This is a genomic window from Micrococcus sp. 140720015-1, assembly GCF_053627595.1.
The window spans coordinates 246689-261950 of record NZ_JBSEYC010000002.1 but is presented as its reverse complement, the minus strand read 5'-3'; the positions used below and the strand labels follow the sequence as shown (position 1 = coordinate 261950).

Sequence of the window (15262 nt, the reverse complement as noted above, 5' to 3'; positions counted from 1 at the left end):
GGCGGGGGTGCGCCCCGCCGCCCCGGTCCGCGCCGGGCGGGCGGTCAGGCCCGGCGCCGCCGCCGGCGGAGGCGCTGCCGGAGTCGGCTGAGGCGTCCGGCGTCGAGCTCGGACGGGGCCGCCCAACGCTCCTCGGCCCGGCGCTCCTGCTCGGCCGCGCGCTCGGCCGCGATGCGCTGCGCCTCCCGCTCGGCCGCGACGCGCTGCGCCTCCCGCTCGGCCGCGACACGGCGCTCCTCCTGCAGGCGGCGCTCGCCGCGGACCTCGGTGAGCCGGTACAGCACGGGAACGAGCACGAGCGTGAGCAGGGTGGAGGACACCAGGCCGCCCACCACGGCCACCGCGAGGGGCTGGGAGATGAACCCCGCGTGCCCCGTGACGCCCAGGGCCATCGGGGTCATGGCCAGGACGGTGGCCAGGGCCGTCATCACCACCGGGCGCACGCGGTTGAGCGCGCCCACCTCGATCGCCTCGTCCAGGGTCATCCCGCGGTCGCGGCGGTACTGGTTGATCAGGTCGATCAACACGATCGCGTTCGTCACCACGATGCCCACCAGCATGAGCAGCCCGATCATCGTGGACAGTCCCAGCGGCGTGCCGGTGGCCAGCAGCGCCAGGAACACGCCCGTGGCAGCGAAGGGGATCGACACGAGCAGCACGAGCGGCTGGCGCAGCGAGTTGAACGTCGCCACCATCACGACGTACACGGTCGCCACGGCGGCCAGCAGCGCCAGCCCGAGGTCCCGGAACGTCTGCGCCTGCTGCTCCGCCGCGCCGCCCACGGCCGCGGTGACGCCCTCGGGCAGGTCCAGCTCCGCCACGGCCTGCGTGACCCGGCGCGAGACGGCCCCGAGGTCCTCGTCGTCCGGGGTCACCGTGACGACGGCGGTCCGCTCGCCGTTCGACGACGTCACCCGGGCGGGCACGGACACCCGCGAGACCTCGGCGAGGTCCCCCAGCGGCACGGGCCCCTCGGCCGTCTCCACGGGCACCTGGCGCAGGGCGTCGAGGGACTCGACCGGCTCCGGGTCGCCCAGCTGCACCGCGAAGCTCTCGAACCCGAAGCGGACGTCGCCCACGGGCACGGCCTGCAGGGCGCCGGCGGCCTGGCCGGCCACCGCCTCCTCGGTCAGGCCGAGCCGGGCGGCGGCAACGGTGTCCACGTCCACCTGGAACGTCGGGCGCAGGTCCGAGGCCGGCGTCGTCACCTCGCGGGCACCCTCGACGGGCCGCAGCGCCTCGGCGACCTGATCGGCGGCCGCGGTGAGGGCCTGCGGGTCGGGGGCGGAGACGGACACCTCGATGTCCTGGCCGCCGCTCGGCCCCTGCTGGGTGGAGACGGACACGTCGCCCACGCCGTCGAGACCGGTGAGCTCGGCGCGCACCCCGTCCTGAAGGGCCACCTGGTCCGCATCCGGGTCGGTCACCACCGTGAACCGCGCCCGGTCCGCCGAGGAGCCGCCGAAGGCCCCCATCGGACCGGCGGCGGTGCCGGCCGTCCACTGGACGGTCTCGACGCCGCCGGTGTCCAGCAGCACGCGCTCGATGCGCTCGGCGGCGGCGGCCGTCGTCTCCAGAGACGCCCCCGGCTCCTGCTCCGCCGTGACGACGAACGAGTTCTGTCCCGAGTCGCCCAGGAGGTTCGTGGGGATCAGCGGGACCAGCGCGGCCGTGCCGGCCAGCAGCGCCAGGGCGGCGGCGAGGGTGACCACGGTGTGCCGCTGCGTCCAGCGCAGCACCGGGCGGTAGGCCCGGGTGAGCCATCCGCCGGCCGCCACGGGCCGGTCGCCGGCGACGGCGGGCGCGGCCGCGGTCTCGGCCCCGCGCCGTGGGGCGCGCAGGAACCACCAGCACAGCACCGGCACGATCGTCAGGGCGACGACGAGGGAGGCCAGCAGGGCGACCGTGGCGGTCACGGCGAAGGGTCGGAACAGCTCGCCGGCCAGGCCGCCCACGAAGGCGATGGGCAGGAACACGGCCACGGAGACCAGGGTGGAGGCGGTGATCGCGGTGGCGACCTCGCGCGTGCCGTCCAGGATCGCGGTGCGCCGGTCGGCGCCCAGGCCGAGGTGCCGGCGGATGTTCTCCACCACCACGATCGCGTCGTCCACGACCCGGCCGATCGAGATCGTCAGCGCCCCGAGCGTCAGCGTGTTGAGGGAGTAGCCGAAGGCCGCCACCCCGATGAGGGCGGCCAGCAGGGATAGCGGAATGGACACGGCGGTGACGAGGGTGGAGCGCACCGAGAGCAGGAACACGGCGATCACCAGCACGGCGAACGCCAGGCCCAGCAGACCCTCCTGGAACAGCGTGTCGATGGACTGCTGGATGAACGGGGCCTGGTCGAACACCACGGTCAGGTCCGCGCCGTCGCCCACCAGGGACGCCAGCTCCGGCAGGGCGTCGCGCACGGCCTCGGAGACCGCCACGAGGTCGGCGTCCGGGGTCGCGGTCACGGAGACGGACAGCGTCGGCACCCCGTCGGTGCGGGTCAGGGAGGTGGGGGCTGCGGCCACGAGGGTGACGTCGGCGACCTCGTCCAGGGTGCGCGGTTCGCCGTCGCCGGAGGGAGCGACGACGATCCCGCGCAGGCCCTCGAGGTCCTCGACGGCGGCGCCCGCCTGGACGGGATAGGTGGTCGCGCCCTCGGTGACCTGGCCGACGGGGAAGAGGCCGGCGTTCTCCTCGAGCGCGTCGGTGATGTCGGAGGTGGTCAGCCCGGCGGCGGCGAGCGCGGCCGGGTCCGGGACCACGGAGACGTTCTCGTCCGTGCCGCCGAGGACGTCGGCGCCGCGGACGCCGTCGATCTTCTGCAGCCGCGGGGCCAGGACGTCCTCGGCGCGGCGGCGCAGGGTGTTGAGGTCCTCGTCCCCGGACAGGGCGAGGAAGACCACCGGGAAGTCGGAGACGGAGCCCGCGAAGGACGAGGTCTCCGCCTCCTCCGGCAGCTGCGGCCCCAGGTTGGCGACCACCCGGTCCACCTGGGACCGGGCCCGGTTCAGGTCTGTGCCGTAGGCGAACTCCAGCTGGACCGCGTTGAAGCCGGACTGCGACGTGGACCGCGAGGATTCGAGCCCCTCCACGGCCTGCAGGGCCGTCTCGAGGGGCTCGCCGACCTGCGCGTCCACGACCTCGGGGGACGCCCCCGGGTAGAGCGTTGACACGGAGATGACGGGCAGCTCGAGCGGGGGGATCAGCTCCCGCTTGAGCTGCCCGGCGGAGAGGACGCCGAACACCGCGACGAACACGGTGACGAGCGCCACGAGCGCCCGCCGACCGAGTGAGAACCGTGCGAGCGCTCCCATCGCGGCGTCAGGCCAGCTTCAGTGCGGCGTCCGTGACGGTGCGGACCTCGTCCAGCAGCGCCGGGTCGTCGTTGAGCGTGTGCCCCAGCGACGGGATGAGCTCCTTGAGCGTGCCGTCCCAGCCGGCCATCTTCGCGGGGAAGCAGCGCTCGAGCAGCTTCACCATGATGGGGGCCGCGGTGGAGGCGCCCGGGGAGGCGCCGAGCAGGCCGCCGAGCGAGCCGTCCGCGTGGGTGACGACCTCGGTGCCGAACTGCAGGACGCCGCCGAAGCGACCCTTGCGCTTCATCACCTGCACGCGCTGGCCCGCGGTGATCAGCTCCCACTCGCCGCCGTCGGCCTCCGGGTAGAACTCGTGCAGCGCGTCGATCTTCTTGTCCCGGGACTTCAGCACCTCGGTCACGAGGTACTTGGTCAGGTCCATGTTGTCCTTGGCCACGTCCAGCATCGTGCTGAGGTTGTGCGGGCGCACGGACAGCGGCAGGTCCAGGTAGGAGCCGGTCTTGAGGAAGTTCGTGGAGAACCCGGCGTAGGGGCCGAACAGCAGGGACCGCTTGCCGTTGACGAAGCGGGTGTCCAGGTGGGGCACGGACATCGGCGGGGCGCCGACGGCGGCCTGGCCGTACACCTTGGCCATGTGCTGGTTGACCACGGACTCGTCCGTGCAGCGCAGGAACTGGCCGGAGACCGGGAAGCCGCCGAAGCCCTTGGCCTCGGGGATGCCGGACTTCTGCAGCAGGGGCAGGGCGCCGCCGCCGGCGCCGACGAAGACGAAGCGGGCGCGGTCCACGAGCTCGGAGCCGGCGGCCTTGTTCTTGACCTTGACCTCCCAGCGGCCGTCCGTGCCGCGGGTGAGGCCGGTGACCTTGTGACCGAAGCGCACCTCGGCGCCGGCGCCGGCCATGGCCGTGATGAGCTGGCGGGTGAGGGAGCCGAAGTCGACGTCGGTGCCGCCGGGGTTGCGGGACGCCGCCAGGCGCTGGCCCGACGCACGGCCCTCGATCAGCAGCGGGGCCCAGGCGCGGATCTGCTCCGGGTCCTCGCTGTGCTCCATGCCGGCGAACAGCGGCTGGGCGGACATGGCCTCGTAGCGGGTGCGGAGGTAGTCGGCGTGGTCGTCGCCCCACACGAAGGACATGTGCGGCAGCGGGTTGATGAAGGACTTGGGGTCCTTGAGCGTGCCGTCCGCCACCAGGGAGGACCAGAACTGGCGGGTGGTCCAGAACTGCTCGTTGATGCCCAGCGCCTTGGTGACGTCCACCCGGCCGTTCTTGTCCATGGGCGAGTAGTTCAGCTCGCACAGGGCGGCGTGGCCGGTGCCCGCGTTGTTCCACGGGTCGGAGGACTCCAGGCCGGCCTGGTCGAGGCTCTCGTACAGGGCGATGGACCAGGTGGGCTCGAGCTTCTGCAGCAGCACGCCCAGGGTGGCGCTCATGATGCCGCCGCCGATCAGGACGACGTCGTGGGTGGCGGTGGACGAGGTGGTGGGCACGGTCAACTCCTGAAGCAGAACGACGGCGGGAGGGCGCAGTGCGACCAGGCCGAGCAGTGGCGGTCGGGCCGGGCGCCGTGATCTCCCACTGTACTACCGGTGGGTTCAGCCTTCGGTCAGCCTGACGCGCGAGAACGGCTCGTCCAGCTGCGGCGACGTGGGGTAGGAGGCCACGCGCGGGCCGGTGGCCAGGGCCGAGATCGGATAGACCAGCGGCAGCGCCGGCAGGTCGAGGGCCATGGCCCGGACGACGCGGCGGAACAGGCCGCGGCGTGCGTCGTCGTCGGTCTCGGCCGCCGCCGCGTCCACGTCCTCGACGACGCGCGGGTTGTGGTAGCCGGTCTCGGCGCGGCCCGAGCGGGCGAAGGGCTCGAGGAACGCGTGCGGGTCGCGGTAGTCGCCGGTGCGGCCCATCAGGTGCAGGGCTCGGGTGGGCCGGGAGACGACGGCGTGCAGGTAGTCCTGGTCCTCCGGCACGGGCACGGGCACGATGTGCATCCCCACCGCACCGAGGTCGTGGGCGACCATCGCGTAGACCCGCTCCGGCTCGGGCAGGGAGGGGCGGGCCGTGCCGGCCGGGTAGAGGAACTCCAACGGCTCCCCGTCGTATCCCGCCAGGCCGAGGAACTCGCGGGCCCGGCTCGGGTTGACGTCGTAGCGCCGCGCCTCCTCGTCGCCGACGCCGAGGGAGGGGGGGACGAGGTCGTGGGCCAGGCGGGTGCCCTCGAGGAAGACGTCGCTGCCGGCGATGCGCGGGCGGTCCACCGCGTACGCGATCGCCTGGCGCAGGTACTGCGCGCGCACGAGCGGATGGTCCAGGTTCATGCCCACGTAGAGCACACCCAGGGGATCCCGGGGCAGCACCTGGGTGCCGGCCTCGACGAGGGGGCGCAGCTGGCCGGGGGCGACGACGTCGATCACGTCCGCCGTGCCGCGCCGCAGCTCCCGCAGACGCACGGAGGCCCGACCCCACGCCTGCACGGCCACCGGGTACGCCGCCGGATCGGAGCCGCGGTGGCGGGCGCTGGGGACCAGGATCGTCGCGCCCAAGGCGCCCGGGTGGACGCGCGTGAGCTCGGCGGTCTCCGCGGAGTCGGCCCAGCGGTAGGGGCCGGTGCCGGCGGGGGTGGTGACCTCGGAGCCGTCCACGTCGACCGTGCGGTCCCACGAGGCCGGCGAGGAGATCGCGAAGGCCGGCGAGGCCAGCGCGGCCGCGAGGTGACGGCGGGGGGAGTGCAGGCGCAGCCGCACCTCGAGCTCGCCGTGGGCCTCGACGCCGGCGAAGGCGGAGTCCGCATCCCCGGCGTATCCGCCGAAGGCCGAGACGAACGAGGAGGGCGGGGCGACGGTCCCGTCCACGGGCGCAGGGGCGGCGGCCCACCGCTCGATGTTCGCGACCACGGCGGCGGCGTCGCACGGCTCGCCGTCGTCGAACACCACCCCGGAGACCAGGTGGAACGTGTGGAGACGGCCGCCGTCGGACTCCTCGTGCCGCTCGGCGAGGCGGGGCGTGGGGGCGCCGGTGTCCGGGTCCACGCCGAGCAGCGTCTCGAAGACCTGGCGGATCAGACGGAAGGACTCGACGTCCAGCGCGCGGGCCGGGTCCCGCGTCAGCGCCCGCGCCGGGGCGCCGACCACGAGCAGTCGGCCCGGGCCCGAGGAGCTCGGGGCGGCGGTGGACTGCGCCGCGGGCGACGTCGTGCAGCCGGCCACGCCCAGGCCGAGCAGGCCCAGGCCCCCGCCGAGGAAGGCGCGGCGAGTGGGCTGCATGGCGGCCTCCTCTGGCAGGTGACGTCGGGATCGGGCGGGCCCGGGGAGTGCGGGCGGGGGGACTCGAACCCCCACGTCCAGGACACTGGAACCTAAATCCAGCGCGTCTACCAGTTCCGCCACGCCCGCGCACACCCCGCGCGGGCGGGGCGAGGCCCGATCCTACCGTGCGGTGCCCGGGCGCGGCGGGCGCGGATCAGGCCTCGTCGAGGCCGAGGGTGCGGCGCAGTCGCGCCACGTGGCCGGTCGCCTTCACGTTGTACTGCGCGTGGGTGACCTTCCCGTCCGGGCCGACGACGATCGTGGAGCGGATCAGACCCTCGAAGGTCCGCCCGTAGTTCTTCTTCTCACCCCAGGCGCCGTAGGCCTCGGCCACCGCGTGGTCCTCATCCGAGAGCAGGGGGAACGTCAGGCCCTCCTGCTCGGCGAACCGGATGATCTTGCCGATCGGGTCGGGGGAGATCCCCAGGACGACGTAGCCGGCCGTGGTCAGGGAGGCGAGGCTGTCCCGGAAGTCGCAGGCCTGCGTGGTGCAGCCGGGCGTGGACGCGGCCGGGTAGAAGTAGACGATCGTGTGCTTGCCCGCGCTGTCGCGCAGCGAGACGGGCCGGCCCTCCTGGTCCTGGAGGGTGAACGCGGGCGCCGTGTCGCCGGGCTGGAGGCGGTGCTGGGTCGTGTCGGTCATGGGCCCCAGCCTACGGTGGGCCCGGGCGGGGAGCAGGGACGACGAAGGCCCCGTCTCCGTGGAGACGGGGCCTTCGCTTCGTATGGTGCACCCCCCGGGACTCGAACCCGGAACCTGCTGATTAAGAGTCAGATGCTCTACCGGTTGAGCTAGAGGTGCAGGTGCCGCACCGCCTCTCGGATCTCTCCGGTGCGCCGTGCAACGAGGTGAAACCCTACCAGGGGTTTCAGGCGCCGTGCAAATCGGGGGGCGTGACGTCCGTCGCGTCCGTCTCCGGGGCCGCGTAGAGGCGGTCCAGCTCGTCCATGAAGGCGGTCATGAAGGCGTGGAAGTCGGTGGCGTCCTCGGCCTGGTCGAGCTCCGCGGTGCCGTCCTCCGTGAGGTCGCCCACCGGCACCCGCGTGTGCTCCGGGACGTCGAACCACGTGCGGAATCCCGTGACGGTCTCCACCTGATAGCCGCTGCCCGTGTCCGCCACGGTGGCCACGTTGGCCAGGCCCACCTCGACGACGTCGGCGCGGTCCGCGGAGGCCTCGGTCACCGGGCCGTGCGGGTCGTCCTCGGCCTCGCCCGGCGCGCGACGGTCGTGGTCGTCCGGGGTGGAGGTGGGGTCGAACGGGCACAGCAGCATCTCGAGCGGCTGGTGGCGGTAGCCGATGACGAGGGGGGAGGAGGAGCCCGAGGGCTGGCCGTAGACGACGTTGTAGTCGCCGTGGTTGAACACGCGCGCATCGAAGACGCGGCGCAGCCGTCTGTGCAGGGTGGGCGTGTCCATGGCCCCAACGTACGCGGACCCGTCCGCGCGTGTCATGCCGCGGCACCCGTCACACGGGGACGTCGCTCCGGCCCGGTGGCGCCGTGCTCACTAGACTCCGCGGCATGGACTCCGCCGCGTCGACTCCCAGCACCCCGTCCGCCGCCCCCGACATCAAGCCGCGCTCGCGCGACGTCACCGACGGGATGGAGCGCACCGCCGCCCGCGGCATGCTCCGCGCGGTCGGCATGGGAGACGAGGACTTCGGCAAGCCACAGATCGGCATCGCCTCGTCCTGGAACGAGATCACCCCCTGCAACCTCTCCCTGGACCGCCTCGCCCAGGCCTCGAAGGACGGCGTCCACGCCGCCGGCGGATATCCGCTGGAGTTCGGCACGGTCTCCGTCTCGGACGGCATCTCCATGGGCCACGAGGGCATGCACTTCTCCCTCGTCTCCCGCGAGGTGATCGCCGACTCGGTGGAGACCGTGATGATGGCCGAGCGCCTGGACGGCTCCGTCCTGCTCGCCGGCTGCGACAAGTCGCTGCCGGGCATGCTCATGGCCGCCGCCCGCCTGGACCTGGCCTCCGTGTTCGTCTACGCCGGCTCGATCATGCCGGGCGTGGCCCGCCTGACCGACGGCACCGAGAGGCAGGTGACCATCATCGACGCCTTCGAGGCGGTCGGCGCCTGCGCCCGCGGTCTCATGTCCGAGGAGGACCTGCTCCGCATCGAGAAGTCCATCGCCCCGGGCGAGGGCGCCTGCGGCGGCATGTACACCGCCAACACCATGGCCTCCATCGGTGAGGCCCTCGGCATGTCCCTGCCCGGTTCCGCCGCCGCCCCCTCCGCGGACCGCCGCCGTGACGCCTTCGCGCGCCGCTCCGGCGAGGCCGTGGTGAACATGCTCCGCCAGGGCATCACGGCCCGGGACATCATGACCAAACCCGCGTTCGAGAACGCGATCGCCGTGACCATGGCGTTCGGCGGCTCCACCAACGCCGTGCTGCACCTGCTCGCCATCGCCCGGGAGGCGGGCGTGGACCTGCAGCTGTCCGACTTCAACCGCATCGCCGACCGCACCCCGCACATCGCCGACCTCAAGCCGTTCGGCCAGTACGTCATGACGGACGTGGACCGCATCGGCGGCGTCCCGGTGGTCATGAAGGCCCTGCTGGACGAGGGCCTGCTGCACGGGGACACCCTCACCGTCACCGGCAAGACGCTCGCCGAGAACCTGGCCGCGCTCGATCCGGACCCGGTGGACGGCAAGGTCATCCGCACCATGGACGACGCGATGCACCCCAACGGCGGCATCGCGATCCTCCACGGCTCGCTGGCCCCGGAGGGCGCCGTCGTGAAGTCCGCCGGCTTCGATGCGGACGTCTTCGAGGGCACCGCGCGCGTCTTCGACCGTGAGCGCGCCGCCATGGACGCCCTCGAGGACGGGACCATCGCCGCCGGCGACGTCGTGGTCATCCGCTATGAGGGCCCGAAGGGCGGCCCGGGCATGCGCGAGATGCTCGCGATCACCGGCGCCATCAAGGGTGCGGGCCTGGGCAAGGACGTCCTGTTGATCACCGACGGGCGCTTCTCCGGCGGCACCACCGGCCTGTGCATCGGCCACATCGCCCCCGAGGCCGCCGAGGGAGGGCCGATCGGCCTGGTGCAGGACGGCGACCGCATCCGCGTGGACATCGCCGGTCGCACCATGGACCTGCTCGTGGACGAGGCCGAGCTCGCCGCCCGCCGCGAGTCCTGGGAGCCGGTGGAGCCGAAGTTCACCACGGGCGTGCTGGGCAAGTACGCCAAGCTGGTGCACTCGGCTGCCGAGGGCGCCTACCTGGGCTGAGGCCCGGGGGACCCGTGTCTCGTCCCGGGGGCCTGGGCGACCTCGACGAGGTGCCTACCCACTGCCGCCCCCAGGGCGTGGGCACGATCCTCGACGCCCGGCAGCTGCACCCCCATGTGACCGTCCTCGTGGACGAGGCCGCCGCCGGACGACTCGAGCTCGCGGGGGAGTACCGCCACATGTGGGAGGCCAAGCCGTCCTGGCAGGGCCTCTGAGCGCCCCTCGTCCATCGACCCGCCCACCCCGGAAGGTGCATCCGTGCCCGCCTCGGTCCCTCACCGGCCGCGCGCCGAGCAGGCGTCGCCGGCCGCCGCGTCCCCGTCGGTGCTGCGCGCGGACCGCGTCCATGACGGCGAGCGCCTCGGCGGCCCCGGCTGGATCGCCCTGGCCGAGGGCCGGGTGGTGGCCGTCGGGACCGGGGACCCGCCGCGCACCCACGGCCCCGTCCACGACCTCGGAAACGCCCTCCTCGCTCCCGGCTGCGTGGACGTGCACTGCCACGGCGGCGGCGGACACGCCGTCGAGTCCGGCGCGGCCGCGGCACGCGCGGCGGCCGCGGCCCACGCCCGTGCGGGCACGACCACGGTGGTGGCCTCCCTCGTCACGGACGAGGTCGACGCGCTCGCGGCGCAGCTGACGGCCCTGACGCCCCTGTGCGCGGAGGGGGTGCTGGCCGGCGTGCATCTCGAGGGTCCCTGGCTTTCGCCCCGGCACCGCGGCGCGCACCGGTCCGCGTCGCTGCGGGCGCCGGAGCCCGAGGACGTCGCTCGCCTCGTCGAGGCCGGCGCGGCCCACGTGGCGATGGTGACACTGGCCCCCGAGCTGCCGGGGGCCCTCGACGCGGTGGGCCGGCTGGCGGAGGCGGGCGTCGTCGTCGCGATCGGCCACACCGACGCCTCCTACGAGACCACGCGGGCGGCGATCGACGCGGGCGCGCGGATGGCCACCCACCTGCACAACGCGTGCCGGCCCGCCCACCACCGCGAGCCCGGACCCGCCGTCGCCCTGTTGGAGGACCCGCGCGTGGGGATCGAGACCATCGTGGACGGCGTCCACCTGCACGCGGCCACGGTGCGGCGGGTCGCCCGGGAGGCGGGGGAGCGGTGGATCCTCGTCTCGGACGCGATGGCCGCCGCCGGCTGCGGCGACGGCGAGTTCTCCCTCGGGCCGCTGCGGGTCCGGGTCCACGACGGCGTCGCGCGGGTGCTCGGTGCGGACGGGGCCGCCGGGGCCATCGCCGGGTCCACGGCAACGGTCGCCGGCTCGGTGCGCTCCGCCGTCGCCGCCGGGGTCCACCTCGACGCCGCGCTGCGGGCGGCCACGGCCGCGCCCGCGGACGCCCTGGGGCTCCCCGACGTCGGCCGGCTCCGAGCCGGGAGCCGGGCGGACGCCGTCGTCTTCGGCCCGGAGCTCGGGGTGCGCGGGGTGCTCCGTCACGGAACGTGGGTCGACGCGGCCGCCCCCTCGGCGGGTGACTAGGCTGGGTTCAGGCCCGGGATTCGACCCCGACCGTCCCGTCATCTCACGATGTGACGCTTTATCTCACATTGCGAGACAGGCGGGTGGTCGATGGCGGACGAGGCGCGCGGCTGTCGATACTGAGACCACCCCCGAAGGACCCGGCGGCCGTGTCCCCACCTCAGACTCCGCCACGCCGGCCCGATCCGTCATCGACGCGGCCACGGTCCCCGACGCCCGACGGATCCGAACGACGACCGTCCGACGCCCCGCGCCGGACACGCAGCGACGAACGCAGTGAGGTGACCCCATGAGCACGACCCCCCGCGACGCCCGCGCGGCGGTCCCGCAGGTCCCGACGCCGGCCTCCCGCCCGACGGAGACCGCCCGGGCCCAGGAGCGCCGTCCGGCCCCCCGGCCCGAGATCGTCGAGCCGCGGGTGCCCGGCGAGGGCTCCCGCGTCGAGCCGACCCGGATGACCGGCTCCGAGGGCATCATCCGCTCCCTGGAGGAGCTGGGGGTCACGGACGTGTTCGGGCTGCCCGGCGGCGCCATCCTGCCGACCTACGACCCGCTCATGGACTCCGATCGGATCCGCCACATCCTGGTGCGCCACGAGCAGGGCGCCGGTCACGCGGCGCAGGGCTACCACCTGGCCACCGGCAAGGTCGGCGTGGCCATCGCCACCTCCGGTCCCGGCGCCACCAACCTGGTGACCGCCATCGCGGACGCCCACATGGACTCCCAGGCGGTCGTGTTCATCACCGGCCAGGTCTCCTCCGCCGCGATCGGCACGGACGCCTTCCAGGAGGCGGACATCGTGGGCATCACGATGCCCATCACCAAGCACTCCCGGCTCGTGACCCGGCCCGAGGACGTCCCCCAGGCCCTCGCCGAGGCGTTCCACATCGCCGCCACGGGCCGGCCCGGGCCCGTGCTCGTGGACGTCACCAAGGACGCCCAGCAGGGCGAGTTCGAGTTCGCGTGGCCGCCCCGGGTCGACCTGCCCGGTTACCGCCCCGTCCTGCGCGGCCACCCCCGACAGATCCGCGAGGCCGCCCGGCTGATCCGCGAGGCCCGGCGCCCCGTGCTGTACGTGGGCGGCGGCGTGGCCCGCGGCGAGGCCCACGAGGAGCTGCGCGCCCTCGCCGAGCTCACGGGCGCCCCGGTGGTCACCACCCTCACCGCCCGCGGCGTCTTCCCCGACTCGCACCCCCAGCACCTGGGCATGCCGGGCATGCATGGCGGCGTCCCCGCGGTGGCCGCGCTCCAGCAGGCCGACCTGCTGATCACGCTCGGCGCCCGCTTCGACGACCGCGTGACCGGTCACCTGCCCTCGTTCGCCCCCGGCGCCCGCGTGATCCACGCGGACATCGACCCGGCCGAGATCTCCAAGAACCGCACCGCGGACGTGCCGATCGTCGGCCACGTCAAGGAGATCATCCCGGACCTGGTGGCCGAGCTCGCGACGGACACCGAGGCGCTGCCCGACCTCGCCGACTGGTGGGCGGTGCTGCGGCGCCTGCAGGACACCTACCCGATGGGTTGGACCGAGACCGAGGACGGCCTCCTCGCGCCCCAGGAGGTGATCTCGCGCCTGTCGGCCCTGTCCGGCCCCGAGGCCACCTACGTGGCCGGCGTCGGCCAGCACCAGATGTGGGCCAGCCAGTTCGTCGCCTACGAGCGCCCGCGCCAGTGGCTCAACTCGGCCGGCCTCGGCACGATGGGCTTCGCCGTCCCCGCCGCGATGGGGGCGCAGGTGGGCGAGCCCGACCGCGTGGTCTGGGCCATCGACGGCGACGGCTGCTTCCAGATGACCAACCAGGAGCTCGCCACGTGCGTGATCAACCGCATCCCCATCAAGATCGCGGTGATCAACAACTCCTCGCTGGGCATGGTGCGCCAGTGGCAGACCCTCTTCTACGACGGGCGCTACTCGAACACGGACCTGAACACGGGCCACGACACCGCCCGGGTGCCGGACTTCGTCAAGCTCGCCGACGCCTACGGCGCCGCGGGTCTGCGCTGCGACCGCCGGGAGGACCTGGACGACACCATCCGCCAGGCCCTGGCCATCGACGACCGCCCCGTGATCGTGGACTTCGTGGTCTCCCGCGACGCCATGGTCTGGCCGATGGTCCCGGCGGGGGTCAGCAACGACGCGATCCAGGTGGCCCGGGGCATGACGCCCGACTGGGACCAGGAAGACTGAGGAGGGCAACCGATGGAACGCCACACCCTGTCCGTGCTCGTCGAGGACGTGCCCGGCACCCTGACGCGCGTGGCCGGCCTCTTCGCCCGGCGCGCGTTCAACATCCACTCGCTGGCCGTGGGCGTCACGGAGGTCGCGGGCCTGTCCCGGATCACCGTGGTCGTCGACGCCGACACGGACCTGCTCGAGCAGGTCACCAAGCAGCTGAACAAGCTGATCAACGTGATCAAGGTCGTCGAGCTCACGCCCGACTCCTCCGTTCAGCGCGACCACCTGCTCGTGAAGGTGCGCGCCGACGCGGCCACCCGCGGCCAGGTCGTCCAGGCTGCCGACCTGTTCCGTGCCCACGTCGTCGACGTGGCCCCGGAGTCCCTGACCCTCGAGGCCACCGGCACCCGTGACAAGCTCGAGGCCTTCCTCGAGATGATGGAGCCCTACGGCGTGCGTGAGCTCGTCCGCTCGGGCACCCTCGCCCTCGCCCGGGGGCCGCGGTCCATGACCGACCGCGCCCTGTCCCGCTGACCCGTCCCGATCCACCCATCCCGTGAGGAGAACAGCATGACCGTGAAGAAGTTCTACGACGACGACGCCGACCTGTCGATCATCCAGGGCCGCACCGTGGCCGTCATCGGCTACGGCTCCCAGGGCCACGCCCACGCCCTGTCGCTGCGCGACTCCGGCGTGGACGTGCGCATCGGCCTCGCCGAGGGCTCCAGGTCCCGCGCCAAGGCCGAGGCCGAGGGCCTGCGCGTCGTCGACGTCGCCACCGCCGCCGCCGAGGCCGACCTGATCATGATCCTCACCCCGGACCAGGTCCAGGCCGACGTGTACGAGCAGCACATCGCCGGCAACCTGCAGGAGGGCGACGCCCTGTTCTTCGCGCACGGCTTCAACGTGCGCTTCGGCTACATCCAGGCCCCCGAGGGCGTCGACGTCGCCCTGGTCGCCCCCAAGGGCCCGGGCCACGTGGTGCGCCGCGAGTTCGAGGCCGGCCGCGGCGTGCCCGCGCTGATCGCCGTCGAGAAGGACGCCTCCGGCCAGGCCCACGCCCTCGCCCTGTCCTACGCCAAGGCCGTGGGCGGCACCCGCGCCGGCGTCATCGAGACGACCTTCACCGAGGAGACCGAGACCGACCTGTTCGGCGAGCAGGCCGTGCTCTGCGGCGGCGCCTCCCAGCTCGTGCAGTACGGCTTCGAGACCCTCACCGAGGCCGGCTACCAGCCCGAGATCGCCTACTTCGAGGTGCTGCACGAGCTGAAGCTCATCGTCGACCTCATGGTCGAGGGCGGCATCGCCAAGCAGCGCTGGTCCATCTCCGACACCGCGGAGTACGGCGACTACGTCTCCGGCCCCCGCGTCATCACCCCCGACGTGAAGGAGAACATGAAGGCGGTCCTCGCCGACATCCAGTCCGGCGCCTTCGCGAAGCGCTTCATGGACGACCAGAGGGCCGGCGCGCCCGAGTTCAAGGAGCTGCGCGCCCGGGGCGAGGCCCACCCGATCGAGAAGACCGGCCGCGAGCTGCGCCAGATGTTCTCCTGGCTCAAGGACGCGGACGACGACTACACCGAGGGCACTGCGGCCCGCTGAACCGCCTGAGCCCCCGACGCCGGCCCCGGGCACCGCGCCCCGGGGCCGGCGTCGCATTCCGGCCACGGTCCGGTCACGCGTCTAGGCTCGGACCGGAGCGCGGGCCGGCCCGCCTCCCATCCCACCGCACCACACCTCCAGGA

At 73.6% G+C, this 15262-nt stretch carries 11 protein-coding genes and 2 tRNA genes; 6 read left to right on the top strand and 7 right to left on the bottom strand.

All coding sequences use genetic code 11. The features are described from left to right. Nucleotides 1–44 precede the first annotated feature (44 nt). From ACUXPL_RS04480 to ACUXPL_RS04450, 7 genes are all read right to left on the bottom strand, one after another. Nucleotides 45–3305: an efflux RND transporter permease subunit gene (locus ACUXPL_RS04480; protein WP_454182188.1), complete on the bottom strand. Its 3261-nt coding sequence runs from the start codon at nt 3303–3305 to the stop codon at nt 45–47. Nucleotides 3306–3312: 7 nt separating this feature from the next. Continuing rightward, nucleotides 3313–4803 carry a malate:quinone oxidoreductase gene (locus ACUXPL_RS04475; protein ID WP_454182186.1) on the bottom strand — a complete coding sequence of 497 codons (1491 nt, stop codon included), beginning with the start codon at nt 4801–4803 and terminating at the stop codon, nt 3313–3315. A gap of 99 nt (nt 4804–4902) precedes the next feature. After that, nucleotides 4903–6567: an ABC transporter substrate-binding protein gene (locus ACUXPL_RS04470; protein ID WP_454182184.1), complete on the bottom strand. Its 1665-nt coding sequence runs from the start codon at nt 6565–6567 to the stop codon at nt 4903–4905. 48 nt (nt 6568–6615) lie between these two features. Continuing rightward, nucleotides 6616–6696: transfer RNA gene (locus tag ACUXPL_RS04465), tRNA-Leu, on the bottom strand. 67 nt (nt 6697–6763) lie between these two features. Next, the gene (gene bcp / locus ACUXPL_RS04460; protein WP_454182182.1) at nt 6764–7252 is read right to left on the bottom strand and encodes a thioredoxin-dependent thiol peroxidase; all 489 of its coding nucleotides are present in this window, start codon (nt 7250–7252) and stop codon (nt 6764–6766) included. Between the two features lie 83 nt (nt 7253–7335). Beyond that, nucleotides 7336–7411, bottom strand: a tRNA-Lys gene (locus ACUXPL_RS04455). 67 nt (nt 7412–7478) lie between these two features. Next, a complete protein-coding gene (locus tag ACUXPL_RS04450) occupies nt 7479–8027 on the bottom strand; it encodes a hypothetical protein (RefSeq protein ID WP_454182180.1) in 549 nt (182 codons plus the stop codon). 104 nt (nt 8028–8131) lie between these two features. On the opposite strand from ACUXPL_RS04450, the gene ilvD reads away from it, so the two are divergent. The 6 genes from ilvD (at nt 8132) to ilvC (ending at nt 15119) form a co-directional block, all read left to right on the top strand. Beyond that, on the top strand, nt 8132–9859 hold the full coding sequence (gene ilvD, locus ACUXPL_RS04445; RefSeq protein WP_049145205.1) for a dihydroxy-acid dehydratase: 1728 nt from the start codon (nt 8132–8134) through the stop codon (nt 9857–9859). A gap of 14 nt (nt 9860–9873) precedes the next feature. Then, on the top strand, nt 9874–10074 hold the full coding sequence (locus tag ACUXPL_RS04440; RefSeq protein ID WP_454182178.1) for a hypothetical protein: 201 nt from the start codon (nt 9874–9876) through the stop codon (nt 10072–10074). Nucleotides 10075–10117: 43 nt separating this feature from the next. Next, nucleotides 10118–11338, top strand: coding sequence for an N-acetylglucosamine-6-phosphate deacetylase (locus ACUXPL_RS04435; protein ID WP_454182176.1), 1221 nt, complete (start codon nt 10118–10120; stop codon nt 11336–11338). 289 nt (nt 11339–11627) lie between these two features. After that, on the top strand, nt 11628–13529 hold the full coding sequence (locus tag ACUXPL_RS04430; RefSeq protein WP_454182174.1) for an acetolactate synthase large subunit: 1902 nt from the start codon (nt 11628–11630) through the stop codon (nt 13527–13529). Nucleotides 13530–13541: 12 nt separating this feature from the next. Beyond that, complete coding sequence (gene ilvN / locus ACUXPL_RS04425; RefSeq protein ID WP_255168375.1) at nt 13542–14051, top strand: acetolactate synthase small subunit; 510 nt, start codon at nt 13542–13544, stop codon at nt 14049–14051. 36 nt (nt 14052–14087) lie between these two features. Next, a complete protein-coding gene (gene ilvC, locus ACUXPL_RS04420) occupies nt 14088–15119 on the top strand; it encodes a ketol-acid reductoisomerase (protein WP_098093119.1) in 1032 nt (343 codons plus the stop codon). Nucleotides 15120–15262: the final 143 nt, after the last annotated feature.

Coding starts and splice junctions, on each gene's coding strand:
- ilvN (WP_255168375.1), top strand. CDS start 13,542: ATGGAACGCCACACCCTGTCCGTGCTCGTCGAGGACGTGCCCGGCACC.
- ACUXPL_RS04450 (WP_454182180.1), bottom strand. CDS start 8,027: ATGGACACGCCCACCCTGCACAGACGGCTGCGCCGCGTCTTCGATGCG.
- ilvC (WP_098093119.1), top strand. CDS start 14,088: ATGACCGTGAAGAAGTTCTACGACGACGACGCCGACCTGTCGATCATC.
- ACUXPL_RS04430 (WP_454182174.1), top strand. CDS start 11,628: ATGAGCACGACCCCCCGCGACGCCCGCGCGGCGGTCCCGCAGGTCCCG.
- ACUXPL_RS04480 (WP_454182188.1), bottom strand. CDS start 3,305: ATGGGAGCGCTCGCACGGTTCTCACTCGGTCGGCGGGCGCTCGTGGCG.
- ACUXPL_RS04470 (WP_454182184.1), bottom strand. CDS start 6,567: ATGCAGCCCACTCGCCGCGCCTTCCTCGGCGGGGGCCTGGGCCTGCTC.
- bcp (WP_454182182.1), bottom strand. CDS start 7,252: ATGACCGACACGACCCAGCACCGCCTCCAGCCCGGCGACACGGCGCCC.
- ilvD (WP_049145205.1), top strand. CDS start 8,132: ATGGACTCCGCCGCGTCGACTCCCAGCACCCCGTCCGCCGCCCCCGAC.